Origin of the sequence: Flectobacillus sp. BAB-3569, from assembly GCF_002270355.1 — a bacterium.
Lineage (GTDB): Bacteria > Bacteroidota > Bacteroidia > Cytophagales > Spirosomataceae > Flectobacillus > Flectobacillus roseus.
This window is the reverse complement of sequence record NZ_NJFZ01000020.1, coordinates 57,941-75,303: the sequence shown is the minus strand read 5'-3', so window position 1 is coordinate 75,303 and position 17,363 is coordinate 57,941. Positions and strand designations below refer to the sequence as shown.

Here is a 17,363-nt window from a genome sequence, read left to right as displayed (position 1 = left end):
AAAGTGTAACCAATAAACCTCTTTATTTTACTCATTTTCAATCAAAACAATTTAGAAAACAAACCTAAAACATTTTAAACTTCTCAATTATGAAACAAGGATTAAGGATGCTTCAGTTGTTGAGGCTATACTGTTCACTCTTTCTTTTTTTATGTACTTTTTTCAATACTACGCTATTTGCTCAACAACAAAATGCTTCAAATAAGGGAATTTTCACGATTTTAGACAATAATGCCGATTATTTGCTCAAAAAGTCAAATGCCTATTCCGTTTCTATTGGCATAGTAAAAAACGGAAAAGTTTATACCAAACATTATGGAGAAATTGACAAAGGAAAGGTTAATAAAGCTGATAACAATACCAGTTTTGATGTTGCTTCAGTTACAAAAGTGATGACGGGCTATTTGATGGCCAAGGCTGTTCTGGAAAAGAAAGTCAATCTTGACGATGACATCAGGAAATATCTCGATGGTTCATTTCCCAATTTGGCCTATAGAGGTATTCCAGTAAGAATAAAGGATTTAATCTCCTTTCAATCTGCCTTTGACAGAGAAATTCCAGATTTGAGTTATCTGAAAAAGAATATAGACGATAGTACTTGTTTTCGCATAAAAAAAATAGATGAAAGTTATAGTAAGAAGCAGTTTCTTGAAGACTTAAAAACGATAAAACTAGATACTATCCCAGGGAAAAAGCATAAATACAGCAATACAAGTCTTGAATTGTCGGCGCTTATTTTAGAAAAAGTGTATAATAAAAACTTTGAAACACTTTTGAGTGAACGCTTCTTTTCTGAAACAAAAATGAAAGAAACGAAGCGTAATATAAAAATAGATTATAGTCTTGCGAGTGGTTATAACAACAATCACCTGTTGATGCCCAATAGTTTTACCAATTTGTGGGCTGCTGGTGGATATAGAAATTCAACGATGAACGATTTAATCAAATTTTTAAGATTTGAGTTAGATCCAAAAAATAAAATAGTGCAAGAATCTCAGCGCAATATTTCCAACAGCGAATCATCTTGGAATGGATATTTTTGGGACGAAATTGGCGTATCAGAAAATGGAAAGTATTGTTTTAAACATGGAGGTGCTTTTGGAACAAACACTCTATTTATAGTCTATCCTGAACTACAAATAGGGATCTGCGTCATCGTTAATATTACTGGAGAAAATACCTTTGGCAATTTATATGAAACGGTGGTGAAAATAGTAGAAGATTTAGTAACTACATCAAGTGAAAAAATAAACTATGGATATAGGTTAACAGAAGATAAGGTGATTTTTAGCTTTGAATATAATCGGAAATTAGACCCTAAATTGATAAAAAGTATCACAGTGGCAGGTTCATTCAATGATTGGAACCCCGAACGCAAAGATTTTAAGATGCACCTAAAAGGTAATAATATCTATGAGCTTGAAGTACCCAAATCGCAATTTGAAAAAGGAAAAACCTATGCTTTTAAATTTGTGATTAATCAAACTAGTTGGATTAATACACACAAATACGCCTTAAATACAGACAAAACAGAAGACAATAATTTGACTTTTAGAATAGAATAAGAGTATGTTTAAATTCTTAAGACATCGAAAATTAAATGAATGTATTTGTTTTTATGAAATCCTGTTGTTTGAGCCGCAGGCGAGTTTAGGATTTCTTGACTTTCTTTTGTTACTTTTCTTGTGTCAAGACAAGAAAAGTAAGGGGTGGCGATAGGAAATTTCGTTTTTTTGAGAAATGCCAAATAAATTTTTTTAAAACGTAGCCTATGTATCCAATGTTTTAATTTTCTCTAGCACTGATAAAAAGCAGATAATGCTGTAAAATCAAATCATCTTTTTTATTGAATTAAGCAGAAAGAGATTTCGGCTAAAGGATAGTTATTGCCCAAATAGGAGACAAACGATATTTACAAAACTCTTTATTCTTCTCATTTTCAATGGTACAGTTCTTACCTGAGAAAACCTAAATCTTTTTAAACCAATCATTTTATGAAACATATATTAGTTACGTTACTTTTTGTGATATCACAGAGTACTGTTTACGCCCAGAAAAATGTTGTTATCGACGAATTATTGAGTTCCTACGAAAAAATCAACCAGTTTAGCGGCTCGGTATTAGTGGCAGAAAAAGGAAAAATCATTTTCGAGAAAAGCTATGGCTATCGGAATGCGGTAAAAAAGGAAAAGAACACCAATCATAGCCGCTATAGAGTATACTCAACCACCAAAATGTTTACGACCATAGTTATTCTAAAATTACAAGAACTAGGCCAGCTTTCTATTGAGGATAATCTTTCTAAATATTTCCCCAATTACTCGAAAGGAGATAGTATTACCATCAGAAATATGCTATCGCATACCTCAGGAATTCCCGAAACTGATGAATCAAACAGCGAGGAGGAACTAATCAAACAACTTTTGAGCAAACCGCTCGATTTTTCGGTTGAAACTAAATGGAGTTATTCTAATACGAATTTTTATCTGCTGGGTTATATAATTCAAAAGGTTACAGGAAAGCCATACGAGGAAGTTATTGCCGAAATGATTTTTAAGCCTTGTCAAATGGCGAACAGTGGTTTTCATTTTAATGATTTGAAAGATGCCAATAAAGCGCTAGGTTATGAGTTTATGGTTGGGGAAAACTCTAATGAAGCATTACGTTTTAAGTCTGACCATCCTTATGCTGCAGGCGCCATGTATTCGACCGTAGAGGATTTGTACAAATTTAGTGAGGCATTTTATACAGGTAAAATAATTGACACTAATTTGGTCAAATATATGTGTAATCCTTATCTGGAAGAGCATTATGGACTTGGACAAGAGGTGTATAGGATTCAAAATTCTGATAAAATATTGTTTGGTCACGGCGGACTTGGACCTGGTTATAGATGTAGATTTATCAGAGACCGTGAGCAAGAAATCGCCATCATCATATTAGCCAATTCAGAGATGGTGCCAGTAGACAAAATCGCAGAAGAAATAACAGGTATTGTATATGGTAAGTCTCAAAAGAAAATCGAGGTAGGTAAAGTAACTCAAAACGATTTGCACCAAATAGAAGGGATATACTCTTCAAAGGAAGGAACTTTTTACGTAAGAATTGTAGATGGAACGGTGGTATTTAATGGAAGTATCCTGCCAAGAGTTCCGCTGATTCCAGTGACAAAAACGCTATATAAATTGGTTGATAGTTTTACTTTTAACTTTAAAACTGACCAATTTGGTAAAATAAAAGCCCTTACTGTTACTAATTTAAGAGGCGTTAAAACCGCTGAAAAAACATCTGATACTTTTCCTTGGGGAATTATTGGAACGGCGACAACAAGCGGCTGGGATGGAAAAGATATTGTGATGCAAACTAAAAAGGGTAATCCCAATCTATTTTATCTCAAAAACTATCCATTAAATGCGGGAGAATTAAGATTTCGATTAAACAACGATTGGAATAATAGCTTGGCTCTCAATAATGATGACAAAAACTTGTGTTATGATGGATACAACATCAAAATTAAAGAAACAGGTAAATATGATATTATGTTGGATATGACGGTAGCCTCAAAGCCACGGTTTTCTTTGAAAAAATTATAAAGTAGAACCTCTCTTGTATATTTGTTAGAAAAATCATCCATTTTTATTTTCTAAGAAATGAACAAACTAAAAGTAATTGCCTTTGACGCAGACGATACCTTGTGGGTGAATGAACCCTATTTTCAAGAAGTAGAAAATAAATTCTGTGAAATGATGGAAGATTATCATCCACAGCATACTATTTCGAGGGAGTTGCTCAAAGTTGAAATCGCTAATCTATCCCTTTATGGGTATGGTGTTAAAGGTTATATTTTGAGTATGATTGAGGCGGCTTTACATATTTCGGGTAAAACTATTTCTATCGAGGCTATCGAAAAGATTTTGGATTTGGGAAAAGAAATGCTCGAAAAACCGATCGAGCTTCTTGATGGAGTAGAAGAAGTCTTACAACAGCTCCAAGGAAAATACCGACTGGTTGTAGCCACCAAGGGTGATTTGCTTGACCAAGAAAGAAAATTGAAGAAGTCAGGTCTGGAAAAATATTTTCACCATATCGAAATCATGTCAGATAAGCAGGAAGCTGATTATCAAAAACTGATTAGTCATTTGGACATTGCGCCCGAAGAGTTTATGATGATTGGAAACTCTTTGAAATCAGATGTGTTGCCAGTACTAAAATTGGGTGGAATAGGCGTACATGTGCCTTATCACACCACTTGGGCACACGAGACCGTCGAACATAAGGTCGAACACGCAAACTTCTACGAGTTTGCTCATGCCAATGAAGTACTGGCTATTTTATAATTATTAATGATGAATTGTGAATGGTGAATTAGTGCTGTCTTTAAAATAAAATTGCTGCTACATCAAAAAAGCTAAAGATAAGAACGCATTTGAATAACATAATATCCGTCTAATAGCACTAATTCACCACTCACCATTACCCTCTCCAAGATTATTCTTCTAGTAGATAAAATCACCTGACTTATCGTAGCCCCGTCACCGTTGGTATAGAATCAGGGCAGCAAATGAGGAAAATTACTTATATTGCCGTTTTTACCAACAATAAGACGATTGTCTTTCCTCAAACACTTATTTACATGATTCAACAACTACGTAAAGCAGCATTATTGCTGAAAATCCTGTTGCTATTGACGGCAATAGGAAGTTCAAACTCCTGTTACGCACAAAATAAGACTTTAAGCAATCTTCTGGAAATTGCTGGAAAAGTGACTGATTCTCGCACGGGGGAGCCTATTGCCAATGCAAGTATTTCACTTGATTTCAAAAAATCTGGATTTATTAGCGATACTTTAGGGGTATTCAAATTGTATTTGCCAAATGGCGAATATGTCGTGAAAGTAAGTGCTATTGGATACAAACCATTTAGGACAAGGGTTGTTCTTACCAAAAATGTCCAGTTGAATATTGAGCTGGATGAAATCAGCAAGACCTTAGAGGAGGTAATTGTGTCGAGTCAAGCTACTCGAAAAGACATTCAAACGCCTTCTTTAGGAGTAACACTTCTCAACATTAAGGGTATCAAGAAGCTTCCTGCCATGATGGGTGAAATAGATATCATTCGCTCCATTCAAACACTACCTGGGGTTTCGTCTGTGGGAGAGGGTTCAAATGGTGTGAATATTCGAGGAGGTAATGTAGATCAAAATTTGATTTACATTGACGATATGCCCATTTTCAACCCTACACACTTGTTTGGATTGTTTTCTGTTTTTGCTTCAGATGCGATTCGCGAATTAGAACTTTACAAAGGAGGAATACCTGCCAGATTTGGTGGTAGAAGCGCAGCGGTGTTGGATATTAAGGTGACCGAACCAAGTACTGAGAAATTTAAGTTATCGGGAGGAATTGGCTTGGTCTCAAACCGAGCAATGGCTGAAATTCCAATTGTAAAAGAAAAACTTTCTGTGCTAGTAGCGGGAAGAGTTTCGTTCAATGATTTTCTATTCAAATGGTTAGCGCCAGACAATATGAAAGGAACAAAGGCAAATTTTTATGATTTTGCCTCAAAGGTATTTTATCGCCCTAATAAAAATAATACCATTACGCTTTCGGCCTATTTGAGTAAAGACTATTATCAGGTAGACTCGCTATTTAGTCTTGAAAATGTGATTGCCTCAAAAACTCAGTTTGATTACGGACATCAAAATGCTTCTATTCATTGGAGTCATTATTTTGGTTCAAAATTAAGTATGGAGATTGTTGGAATCACCAGTTTGTACAAAACCCGAACGTATGCACCCGATTCAGTGAATAATATTGACTTGCGCAATCAGGTTTTTTACAATAACCTGAAGGCTCAATGGGATTATTTACCCGACGACAAGCAAAAGATCAACTTTGGTATCAGTGGTATTCGTTATGATATACAGCCGGGGAGCTTGAATAAAGATGTGAAATCACGTATTGCAGCCGTGGAAATTCCTAAGGAACAAGGAATGGAATTTGGGATTTTTGTTGATGACGAATATAAGTTTAATAACAAATTGACTATTCAAGCTGGCCTCCGATATGCTCATTATCTGGCATTGGGTGCAGGAACAGTAAATACCTATCTGACAACTGAACCCAAATCTTTAAACACAATCGTGAGTACCAGAACTTACAGTAGTGGGGAAGTGATGAAATCTTATGGCGGTTTTGAGCCAAGATTGACGATGAAATATTCTATTGATGAAAAGAATACGTTGAAGTTGGGATACAATAGAATGCAACAGTTTTTTCAACTGATCTCAAATAATACGACGCCATTACCTACAGCACGCTGGAAATTGGCAGACGAATTTGTGAAACCTCAGTTTAGCGATTTTTATACGATTGGAGGTTTTCATTCATTCAAAGATGATATTTGGGAATTGTCGGCAGAAGGTTATTACCGAAATGCACAGCATATTTTGGATTACGTTTCAGGAGCGAATTTACAGTTAAATAAAAACCTTGAAACTCAAATTATATCAGGGAAAGGCAAGGCCTATGGGCTAGAGTTAATGTTGACAAAAAGAAGAGGAGAAGTAAACGGTTGGTTGAGTTATACTTATGCAAGAAGTTTGCAACAAATGCTAGGTGATTTTCCAAGCGTTCAGCAGATTAGTAATGGGGACTGGTTTCCTTCTAATTATGATAAGCCTCATAATTTTAATATGTTGGTTAATATTCAGCCATCCAAACATCATAGTTTCTCTTTTACTTTTGCTTATCAAACAGGTCGCCCTGTTTCTTCACCAGTGGGTTTATTCCAAATAGATAATCAAAGATACCCTGTATATATTGCTCGTAACAACTCCCGTATTTCTGATTATCACCGTTTAGATTTTTCGTGGACTATTACCAATCCCTCACTCAAAGAAAAACGTTGGGAAGGTAGTTGGACATTTACCGTGTATAATATTTATGCCCGACAAAATGCCTATTCGGTATTCTTCAAGCCTGTTGCCTATGGTGTACGCCCGTATGAGTTAAGTGTATTTGGAGCACCATTTGTTTCGTTAACTTATAATTTCAAGTTCTTATAAAACTTATTCCAGCTATTGTTATGAAGCGTTTTTCGTATTTATATATCCTCATTTTTGTATTATTCAATCTGGTAGCTTGTATCAATCCTGTCAGTGATTTTGAGCAAGCGGCCTATTTGAAATTTATTACAGTTGAAGCTTCTTTGTCTGACCTTACGGAGGCACAAAAGGTAAAGCTCTACTGGTCTGCCGACCGAATCGACGGAACGAGCGGTTTTACGCCAATCACAGGTGCGAAGGTATGGCTAACAACAGCCTCAGGTTCGACCATTAATTATGTAGAATCTGGGGTGAGCGCTGCCAAGGGTGTTTATTCTTCACCAGATACGTTTAAGGGCGCTGTTGGTGAAACTTATACCTTACATTTTCGCTTGTCGAACGGCAAAGAATATGAATCTTCACCCGAAAAAATGCGCAAAGCACCAGAGATTGAAAACTTAATTACCAGATTTGAAGTAAATGATGTTTACGGCAAAGCCGACCCTCGTAGAGCAGGTTTTAACATTTATGCAGATTTTCAAGATGATCCAGCAGCGGGAGATTATTATCAATGGTTTTGGAAGCATTATGAAAGAGCTGAATTTTGTGTGACTTGTTATAGCGGAGCAAAATATAACTTTGCCACCACCAACTGCGATCCTCCTCGTATTCCGACCGATGAAGTTTGGAATTATATCTGTAGTGCTCCCTGCTGGAATTTAACCTTCAGTAACGAGCTCAATATCATGTCTGACGCCCTCATGAATGGACAACGATTGACTGGGAAAAAAGTCGCTAGAGTGCCATTCGATAATTATTCAAAATATTATTTAAGACTCGAACAGCGCTCTATTACCAAAGATGCCTACGATTATTATCAAAGCTTAAGCAATCAAACCCAGAATACAGGAACCTTGTTTGATGTACCTGCTGAGACTCGTTTTAGTTTGAATATAAAATCAAAGTCTGATCCAACCGAGAAACTCCTTGGTATTTTTGATGTATATGCTGTGAAAAAAGAGTTTTTTATATCGACCGTCAAACAGGCGTACCTGCTGACGAAAGGCCACTGATCAATTTTACGGTTGGGGAAGTATATTCTTGTCCTCCAGGCGCTCCAAACTGCCAAGACAGAGTACCATGCTTGGAAGGGCTTTATCGTACACCATTCAAGCCAGAGGGTTGGATAGATTAGTAATTTTTCATTCTTTGATAAATTATTAAACAAAAGCGGAAGAGTTAAGTTAAAAATTAAGAAACCTTTTCGAACTTTGTACCGTAGGTTTGTTATCCCAAACTAATAGGATGCCTTTCGGGGCAAATTAACTCAGATGGAAATAGTAAAAACTCAAAACACGCAAGCTTCTGTGACCACTTCGCATAATAAAATGAAAACTGGAGTTTTAATCGTTAATCTAGGAACGCCTGATTCTCCCAATACACCAGATGTAAGAAAATACCTTCGTGAGTTCTTGATGGATGGTAGGGTTATTGACATTCCAGTGGCTTTTCGTTGGATGTTGGTTAATTTGATTATCGCACCATTTCGTTCTCCGAAGTCAGCCAAAACTTACCAAGAATTATGGGAGGATAGAGGATCGCCGTTAAAGTTCTACGGCGAAGATGTAGAGGGAATGCTACAAAAAGAGCTAGGAGAGGAGTTTGAGGTAAAATTAGCGATGCGTTACCAAAGTCCTAGTTTGGATGTTGTGTTAGAGCAGTTCAGAAATTCGGGCTATCAAAAAATTATTGTGATTCCGTTTTTCCCACAATATGCCTCCGCTACAACAGGCTCCGTGTACGAAAAAGTGATGAAGATTGTATCGCAATGGCAAATTATTCCTGAAATCAAGTTTGTTAATACTTATTACGATCATCCGAAGTTCATTGAGCATTTTACCGCAGCAGCTCGTAAATACATGGCTTCTCATGAGTATGACTATTTTATTTTTAGCTATCATGGTGTTCCTGAGCGTCAGATTCGTAAAGGAGATTGCACAGGAAAGACTTGTAACTTTGGCTCATGTTGCGACACAATTCATTCTTTCAACCAATATTGTTATAGAGCACAATGTCATGAAACAACGCGCTTGATGGTAAAAGAACTAGGGTTAAAAGAAGGTACTTATCTTACTACTTTCCAATCTCGCTTAGGAAGAGACCCTTGGATTCAGCCTTACACCGAGGATACAATTAAAAGACTCGCAAAAGAAGGAAAGAAAAGTGTCTTGGCTTTTTCACCAGCGTTTGTATCTGACTGTCTCGAAACAACTATTGAGGTAGGAGAAGAGTACAAAGAAGTGTTTGAGGAGTTAGGTGGAGAGCATTGGCAATTAGTTGAAAGCCTAAACAATTCTCCTATTTGGGTGGAGTTGTTGAAGGATTTAGTTACCAAAAACTCCAAGTAGGCATACATATTTTGTTATATTACCTTACCCGTTTTGTCTTACTCATACTGATGTAGACAAGACGGGTAATTTTTTACACCTTATTAAATGTGTTCAGGAATTCCTGTAAATTTGTTTTTGTAGCTACACATGCAAGAAATAAAATAGTTTCTTCTTAATTTAAATAGAGTATTTTTTCCAAATTTTATATTATCGTTTTAACAAACTAACCATGCTATCTCTAATACTTAGTGTTCTATTTTCAGTACTGTTACTGGTCAACTTTAGGCTTCACCCCAACTTTAAAGTCAATACTTTTCAAGCAATTATTTTAAATTATCCAGTTTGCTTTCTGACAGGCTTATTGATGATGCCAGCAAAGCAGCATTTCGAGTTTGATTTTTTCAATACAGGCTCACAGTATGCTTTGTTGTTGGGTATCGGATTTGTAGTAACGTTTATCCTGTCGGGTATTTCCACGCAGAAAATGGGCATGACTGCCACTTCTCTAGCAAATAATATCTCTTTGGTTATTCCTGTTATTTTCAGTTTATTGTTTATTACAAAATCAGGCAGTTTTGATGCACTCAATTACGCAGGCTTGGCTTTGGCTATTGGTGCGGTAGGTTTGAGTACTTTCAAAAAAGAGGAGGCAAAAGGTTCAGATACTAGTCGCAATTGGCTTTTACCCTTAGCGGTATTTGTGATGTATGGCATAACGAATACAACATTTAACTTTTTGTCGGCCGAATTTATCAAAACAGATGAACAACGTATTCCATATACTCTTACTATTTTGATTGGTTCGATGGCATTTGGTGCCTTGGTACTGATTTATCGTAAAATCCAATTGAATGAAAATATCAACTTCAAAAGTATATTAGCCGCATTTCCTTTAGGCATTCCTAATTTTCTCTCTTTTTACTTTTTATTAAAAGCCTTGAGCGATTACGATAACAATGGAGCATATGTGTTGCCCTTGTACAATATAAGTGTCATTATGGTTTCGTCACTGGTTGGTATTGTTTTCTTTAAAGAAAAACTTACCAAACTTAACTATCTAGGTTTATTACTGGCCTTGGTCGCTATTTTTCTCATCAATCATCAAGGATTTTTTGATATTGAGTGAATTGTGATTGAGTTAATGCGTGATTGTTTTAATTTATTTTTCAATGGTTGAGAATTGATATTGTGTATCTCAAGAGGGTTTTAGGATTGAGATTATGCTCCAAGTTTTATCAAAAAGCGGTCGAAAACATGTTTTTCGACCGCTTTTTTGATGCTACTATGGTAGATATAACTTAGCTTAAGACGCAAAGCATTGAGTCTCTACTGATGGAAAACAAATTTTTGCATAATCACACAACCACTCATTCACTCAATCGCAAATCACCTATTTCTTACTGATAAACGAATTACCTTTTATATAGAACCGATATGGTAAATCTGCTCCTTGCGTTATACCAATGCGTGTAGTCGTAATAATGTCATTATCTACAAGCAGATTTTGAGGAGGAATTAAGCTAAGAGCATCTGTGCGGACATTCCAAAAATTCATGTCCATGTGAATGCCAAAAGCCTGAACCAATTTTGCTGGACCTGAGCAGAGATTTTTTAGCGATGCTGTATTTCTTCTCATTTTCATTAATTCTATTCCTAGCGTTGGTTCTAATGCTCGTATCAATACTGCCTCGCCAATGTCTTCCTCGTTTCCTGAAATATTAAAACAGTAGTGCATTCCATAAATCTGATAGACATAGATCGTACCAGGTTTTCCGAACATGGCGGCATTGCGTTTGGTTTTTGTTCTGTAAGCATGACAGGCTGGGTCGCCCTGTAGATAGGCCTCTGTTTCAACAATTATTCCTTCGTAGCTTCCTTCTTCTGAATCAAGTCTCAAACGCCACCCCAACATTGCTTTGGCAAGTTGAAGGGTATCTAAGGTTAATAAGTTATCTAAATTCATCTCTAATTAGTTTACCCTCGAATGTAAGGCCCTAGGTTAAAGTTATTGGTTTGTATGTAATACTGAAGACGTTACTATTTGTATATCTACTGGCAATTAAGTATTTTATTGCTTATCTTTTATTAGTAACTAGCCTACTCGATTAACTAAAATATTTATGAAATGTTCAGTTTTACTAGTTTGGTTATTGCTAAGTCTTCCTTGTGTAGCACAGGAAGGGTATAGGCATATCACGATCAAAAATGGACTTTCTCAAGGCTCTATTAACACCATTTTTAAAGACTCGAGGGGATTTATTTGGCTTGCTAGTCAGGCAGGACTCAATCGTTATGATGGTTCAAATATAAAAGTTTATCAGTTTATTGATGATGATAGCACAACGATAGGCGGAGGAGATTTGCGAGGGGTTGTTGAGGACGCCAATGGAGACCTTTGGATTGGTTCTGGGGATTGCCTGAATCGTTTTAATAGAAAGTCAAATAACTTCACGCGCTTTTATAGTAATAACTCAAGACGTTCAACGATTACGACAGTTTTTTATGCCAATAAGGATGAAATCTGGTATATCAATGAAGAAGAAGGCATTATGGCTTTGAATTATAAAAGTTTTCACAAAAGAAAAATATGGAAAGATTTTATTTACAAAGCTGATTACCTTTCAGGAAAAGTAAAAAAAGACCCTATTCGCCCAATTGTATGGATTTTGTTACCAACGGGAGTAGTAGGTTTAAATTACCAGACCAAAGAAGAGATTCTCATTTCTCCCAAAATCCTTCCCAATAAAAGTGATATCACCAGTTTTGAACTAGATGCTAAAGGCAATGTTTGGGGGGTCTCTGGTAGCCAATTATGGAAGTACTCAGTTTTATCGAAAAAAATAAAATCCTTCAAACTGCCTAATCTGAGAGGAATTAGTCCTACCACATATGATATCAAAGAAAGCTTTGACACCCAAAAACTAGTGATTAGTGGTAATTATGGGTTGGTTGTTTTTGATTTGTTACAAGAACGAATAGGTCGATACTACACTCATCAACTGAATAACGCAAGGAGTTTGTCAAATTGGGAGATTTCTACTGCTATTTTGGACGACCAACAAATCCTATGGGCAAATCCAGACCCTGTTGGAATAGATGTTATTTTACCTCAACATTTTCAAATCAATACCTTTGATAGCAATCCCTGTGATTTTGGAGAATTTAATGGTGCTTCTATTCGTGGAATAACCGAAGATCAGGAGCATAACCTCTGGGTTGGTTCGATTGATGAGGGAATTTGGTACATCAAAATGAATCCCAATAGAACTGGAATGGTAGAAGAGCCTATTTCACTACAGAAATTTACGACTAAGGATGGATTGCCAGATCATGATGTTAACGATATTTTGATTGATGCCAATGGAATTGTCTGGGTAGCTACTTTTCTAGGGATGGCCTATTTTGACAAACAAAAAAAGAAGTTTATTCCTGTCCTTAATCATGCAGACCCGAACAATTATGTCAATGCAAACTATGTGCGAGAGATTTGTCGGTATAAGGATAACCAGATTTTGCTTAGCACCATGAGTGGATTGTTTTTGCTAAAAGACAAACATATATCTGCTTTTTCAAAGGATAAAGAACCTGGTTCTGGAAGTCTCTATTATGACGCTTCGGCACAGAGGCTGTACGTGGGCTGGCGAGAGAAGGGCTTGGCGGTCTATTCGACTAAGACTGAAAAGCCTGTGCTATTGCCTCAATTGTTTTTACAAGGTTTTAATGTCATGGAGTGTTATCGACAACCCAATTCTGATATCCTTTGGATTTCTTCTAACAAAGGACTTATTAAATTTGATGTAAAAAACTTCAAGTGCTTCGTGTATTTACCGATAAAAGTGGACTAATCAATAATGTAGTATATGCCATTATGCCTTTTAAGAATAGTCTTTGGCTGAGTACGAATAAAGGTGTAGCCCAATTTGACCTGACTCATGAAAAATTTAAGGCGATTACACAAGAGGAATTTCGAGAATATAATCGGAATGCAAGTCTCAAAGCCTCTAATGGTACAATCTATTTTGGTTCTACCCACGGACTGACCTATTTTAACCCTTTGATTACACCCTCCCGCAATTCGTTAATAAATATCTATTTGACCGATATGTCTGTTAATGACAAACCTTTATCGGTCGAAAAAGGACATATTGGTGAACAGGATAAAATTATACTCAATTATGATGAAAATACAATCACTCTATCTTATGTCGGAATTGACTACAGTAATCAGATTAGTAATACGTATTTTGTTCAACTTGAAGGATTTGATAAAAGTTGGATGAATGTTGGATCTCAGCAGTCGATAAGATATACCCATTTACCCTATGGTGAATACAAATTCAAGATAAAAGTAAAAAACCTAGACAATGAAGGGTTTCCTGTTAAAGAGTTGGTCATAGTGATTAAGTCGCCTTTTTGGCGAACAATTCCATTTTATCTAGCTTCTGTTCTTCTACTGATTTTCTGTGGCTATATAGGAACTACTTACTGGGTAAATCGTAAATTACTGGTCCAACAGCACGAGCTTGAGACAATACTTAAAACACAAGAGTCAGAACGAAAGCGATTAGCTCAGGATTTACATGATGATTTAGGTGGAAGCTTGTCGATTTTAAGAGGAAGACTATCCAATGAAGGCGTAAGTCATGAAATGATTCAGCTTGTCAATCAAGCTATTCAGGATTTAAGGTTAATTTCATGGAATTTACTACCACCCGATTTGATGAAAGATGGTTTGGTTGCAGCACTCGAAAACGCTGTAGAACGAATACAAAAATCTTCAGACATTAAGTTTACGTTTATCCATTTTGGCAAAGAGAAACAACTACCAGAAAAATCAAGAATCCATATTTATCGAATCGTACTTGAGGTATTCAACAATATTTTAAAGCATTCTAAAGCGCACGAGGCCACCATGCAGCTTATTTTTCATGAACAAATGATTTATCTGTCAATCGAGGATAACGGCATTGGTATTAACGAAGAGAGTTCTTCTTGGGGAATTGGTTTCAAAAATATTCAAACTCGTGTTGATAACCTTCAAGCCCAATGGCATATAGATACAAGTAATCTTGGCACCACCTTTATATTGGAAATACCCTATGAATGAATCTAAAGCATCCCTGTTAATTGCCGATGATCACGTTTTGTTTAGTGAAGGAATTATCTCTATGCTGAGGGATACCTATCATTTTTCGGGACTTGTCACAGATGGGAAACAGGTTATGAACGCAATTTTGGAAAGAAAACCTGCCTTAATTTTGCTGGATATAAACGTGCCTAATATCGACGGACTAGAGTTAGCTAAACTGATCAAGTCTAATTTTGCAGAGGTAAGGATTATATTTCTCACGATGTATAATGAAGGAAAATTTGTCGATCAAGCGCAAAAACTCAAAGTCGATGGCTATATGCTCAAACATTCTACCAAGGAGGAGCTCATTTTGGCAATTGATAAAGTTTTATCTGGGGGAAAATACTTCGACCCAAAATTGAATTTAGAGAAAACAAACCTCCACCAGACTGACTATTTTGTTAAAAAATTTCTGCTTACCCCTCGAGAGGTTGAAATCATAAGATTGATTAAGAAAGGGGCAAGTTCAGGGCAAATAGCGGAGGCTTTGCATTTGAGTGAAGAAACCGTGCGTTCACATCGTAAAAATATTCATTTCAAGCTCGGCGTATCAAAAGTATCTGAACTGATAGAATTTGCCAATGCGAATGGACTGTAAGGTGAGAATTTAGTGAATTGCGATTGAGTGAATGAGTGATTACTCTTTTCAGTATTGGAAACAAATAGCTTTGCGTTCGATGATGATTTATTAGCCTATTCATCAAAAAAGCGGTCGAAAATTATTTTCCAACCGCTTTTTAATAGTAGTTTTATCGTAAGTCTGTTTTAAAGAACATTAGAAGTCTGCTCTTTGATTTTCTCTAATTCGTCTTTCATATTCACGACCAAACGTTGAATACCTACATCGTTTGCCTTAGAACCAATCGTATTGATTTCACGACCAATTTCCTGAGATAAGAAGTTTAACTTTTTACCATTCCCTTCCTTAACAATCGTCTGGAAATAGTCCAGATGTGTGCGTAGACGTACTTTTTCTTCCGAAATATCGTATTTCTCTACATAATACACCAATTCTTGTTCGAAGCGATTTTTGTCAAAATTTTCATCCTGTAACAAATCACTCACCGATTTACGGAGGCGCTCTCTTACGCCAGGGATACGAGTTTTGTCTAACTCCTCAACTTCCGTTAAGAGGCTACCGATACTCTGTGCATATTCGATAAATTTAGCTTGTACGATAGCACCTTCTCTAAGTCTAAACTTATTACATTCTTCAACTGCCTTATTTACGGCCTGTACAATCACTTTCCATTCTGCTTCACTTTGCTCTTCCGAAACAGCGTCGGTATTAAAAGCGTTTGGCATCGTTAAGGCAATTTTCAATAGCTCAGTAGTTTCGATGCTTCCGAAAATAGCAGCGGTTTCAGCCAAATCTTTTACGTAAGCTTGTACCAAAACTCTGTTGACCGAAGTGCCGGCGGTTGTATCTGTATATTGTACCTGTAAATTAAATTCTATTTTACCTCTTTCTAATTGCTGAGTGAGAATATTACGAATCTCGATTTCTCTTGAAGAAAATGTTTTCGGAATACGGCAATATATATCAGTGAATTTAGAGTTCAAGCTTTTGACTTCGGCAGTTACAGTAAGATGATTTGCTTCTACTACTGCCTTCCCGAAGCCTGTCATTGATTTCAACATAGTTATTCAATATTTTACGTTCTATGCAATTTGCAGGTAAAAATTGACTTGTCCAAATAAAATAGAGGAGGTGTTTGTAATTAAGGATGAGTGCGGAGTCGAGAATGGTGAGTTTGTCTAGGGCTAAAGTTTCCGAACAATGCTGGATTTGGGATTGCTGAAATTATTACTATTTTAATACTGGTAAAAAAAAAGCGGTCGAAAATACTTTTCGACCGCTTTTTTTACAAATTTACTGCTAAAAAATCACTAAATCACTCAATAAGCATTCACTCAATTGTGAAGCGAAATACTAAAGTGATTTGATTTTGATACTACGGTACCAAACATCATTGCCATGATCTTGCAATACGATATGTCCTTTCAAGAACTTACCAAAGTCTGGCATATTTTTGAATTTACTATTTGCGATTAAATCTTTCCAGTTTTGGTCATCCATACGTGTTTCAACCACTTTTACGCCATTCATAAATACCTGAAGGCTTCCTTTGTTGCTGATGATTTTAACAGTATTCCATTCACCAACGGCTTTCACTGGTTCTGATGATGACTGAATCAAATCATAAAGGTCGCTTGCACGGTGTTTTTTGATTTTACCATCTGGGTGACCATCGTTGTCGATTACTTGGATTTCAGGACCTGTAAACCATCCGTATCCATATTTTGCATCTTCTTGGCTATTGATATAGATACCACTATTACCATTTGGTGAAATTTTCCATTCGATACTCAATTCAAAGTTTTCGAACTCTTCGTTGCTTACCAAGTCACCCGAACCTTCTTTGCCTTTCGAAGTATCATATTTCAAAGCGCCATCTGACACAATCCAGTTGGCTTTTACTTCTTTGCTTTTCCAAGTATGCCAACCTGTAGTAGACTTACCGTCAAACAATAAACGCCATCCTGATTTGATTTCTTTTTTAGAGAGAGTATTTGGAGTTTCTTTAGCTTGTAGGCTAAAAACCGATGCTGAAAGCATTAAGCAAGTAATAAAACTAGTTTTTTTCATGTAATAAAGGGAATTTAGAAAATGGGCTGATTGGGGAAATTGTACAATCATTTACAAAAACAAATGTAATACTCAATTCTGAATATTATGACCTGACAAGGAGGGAAACTTTCATTCAATTGCGGATTTGAGATTTCTGATTTCGGA

13 protein-coding genes are annotated in these 17,363 nt (G+C 36.3%); 10 read left to right on the top strand and 3 right to left on the bottom strand.

The genetic code is table 11. The annotated features are described in order from the left end of the window. Window positions 1-89: 89 nt before the first annotated feature. From BWI92_RS18385 to BWI92_RS18355, 7 genes are all read left to right on the top strand, one after another. On the top strand, window positions 90-1,565 hold the full coding sequence (locus BWI92_RS18385; protein ID WP_095165418.1) for a serine hydrolase: 1,476 nt from the start codon (window positions 90-92) through the stop codon (window positions 1,563-1,565). Window positions 1,566-1,994: 429 nt separating this feature from the next. Next, window positions 1,995-3,593 (top strand): serine hydrolase, encoded by a 1,599-nt coding sequence (locus BWI92_RS18380; protein ID WP_095165416.1) that lies wholly within the window; start codon window positions 1,995-1,997, stop codon window positions 3,591-3,593. A 57-nt stretch (window positions 3,594-3,650) separates the two neighbouring features. After that, window positions 3,651-4,337 carry an HAD family hydrolase gene (locus BWI92_RS18375; protein ID WP_095165414.1) on the top strand — a complete coding sequence of 229 codons (687 nt, stop codon included), beginning with the start codon at window positions 3,651-3,653 and terminating at the stop codon, window positions 4,335-4,337. A 296-nt stretch (window positions 4,338-4,633) separates the two neighbouring features. Next, a complete protein-coding gene (locus BWI92_RS18370) occupies window positions 4,634-7,066 on the top strand; it encodes a TonB-dependent receptor (RefSeq protein WP_176464475.1) in 2,433 nt (810 codons plus the stop codon). Window positions 7,067-7,086: 20 nt separating this feature from the next. Then, a complete protein-coding gene (locus tag BWI92_RS18365) occupies window positions 7,087-8,118 on the top strand; it encodes a DUF4249 domain-containing protein (protein WP_095165409.1) in 1,032 nt (343 codons plus the stop codon). Window positions 8,119-8,376: 258 nt separating this feature from the next. Continuing rightward, the gene (gene hemH / locus BWI92_RS18360; protein WP_095165407.1) at window positions 8,377-9,453 is read left to right on the top strand and encodes a ferrochelatase; all 1,077 of its coding nucleotides are present in this window, start codon (window positions 8,377-8,379) and stop codon (window positions 9,451-9,453) included. Between the two features lie 211 nt (window positions 9,454-9,664). Beyond that, window positions 9,665-10,561, top strand: a complete 897-nt coding sequence (locus BWI92_RS18355) for an EamA family transporter (RefSeq protein WP_095165405.1) — start codon at window positions 9,665-9,667, stop codon at window positions 10,559-10,561. 264 nt (window positions 10,562-10,825) lie between these two features. Here the strand turns inward: BWI92_RS18355 and BWI92_RS18350 are convergent, their stop codons facing one another. Continuing rightward, window positions 10,826-11,398 carry a DNA-3-methyladenine glycosylase gene (locus BWI92_RS18350; RefSeq protein ID WP_095165403.1) on the bottom strand — a complete coding sequence of 191 codons (573 nt, stop codon included), beginning with the start codon at window positions 11,396-11,398 and terminating at the stop codon, window positions 10,826-10,828. 157 nt (window positions 11,399-11,555) lie between these two features. Between BWI92_RS18350 and BWI92_RS18345 the strand changes: the two genes are divergently transcribed. Genes BWI92_RS18345 through BWI92_RS18335 form a run of 3 tightly spaced genes read left to right on the top strand, consistent with a single transcriptional unit; the run spans window position 11,556 to window position 15,164 of the window. Continuing rightward, a complete protein-coding gene (locus BWI92_RS18345; protein ID WP_095165401.1) occupies window positions 11,556-13,280 on the top strand; it encodes a two-component regulator propeller domain-containing protein in 1,725 nt (574 codons plus the stop codon). After that, window positions 13,247-14,542 carry a triple tyrosine motif-containing protein gene (locus BWI92_RS18340; RefSeq protein WP_095165399.1) on the top strand — a complete coding sequence of 432 codons (1,296 nt, stop codon included), beginning with the start codon at window positions 13,247-13,249 and terminating at the stop codon, window positions 14,540-14,542. Before BWI92_RS18345 ends, BWI92_RS18340 begins: the two co-directional genes overlap by 34 nt. Then, window positions 14,535-15,164, top strand: a complete 630-nt coding sequence (locus BWI92_RS18335) for a response regulator transcription factor (protein ID WP_095165397.1) — start codon at window positions 14,535-14,537, stop codon at window positions 15,162-15,164. The genes BWI92_RS18340 and BWI92_RS18335 overlap by 8 nt, the downstream gene beginning before the upstream one ends. Window positions 15,165-15,331: 167 nt before the next feature. Here BWI92_RS18335 and BWI92_RS18330 read toward each other — a convergent pair whose 3' ends face one another. Both BWI92_RS18330 and BWI92_RS18325 read right to left on the bottom strand, forming a co-directional pair. Further along, window positions 15,332-16,207, bottom strand: a complete 876-nt coding sequence (locus tag BWI92_RS18330; protein ID WP_095165395.1) for a YicC/YloC family endoribonuclease — start codon at window positions 16,205-16,207, stop codon at window positions 15,332-15,334. A gap of 292 nt (window positions 16,208-16,499) precedes the next feature. After that, entirely contained in the window at window positions 16,500-17,216 is a 717-nt protein-coding gene (locus tag BWI92_RS18325) for a DUF1080 domain-containing protein (protein WP_095165393.1), read from the bottom strand. Window positions 17,217-17,363 lie beyond the last annotated feature (147 nt).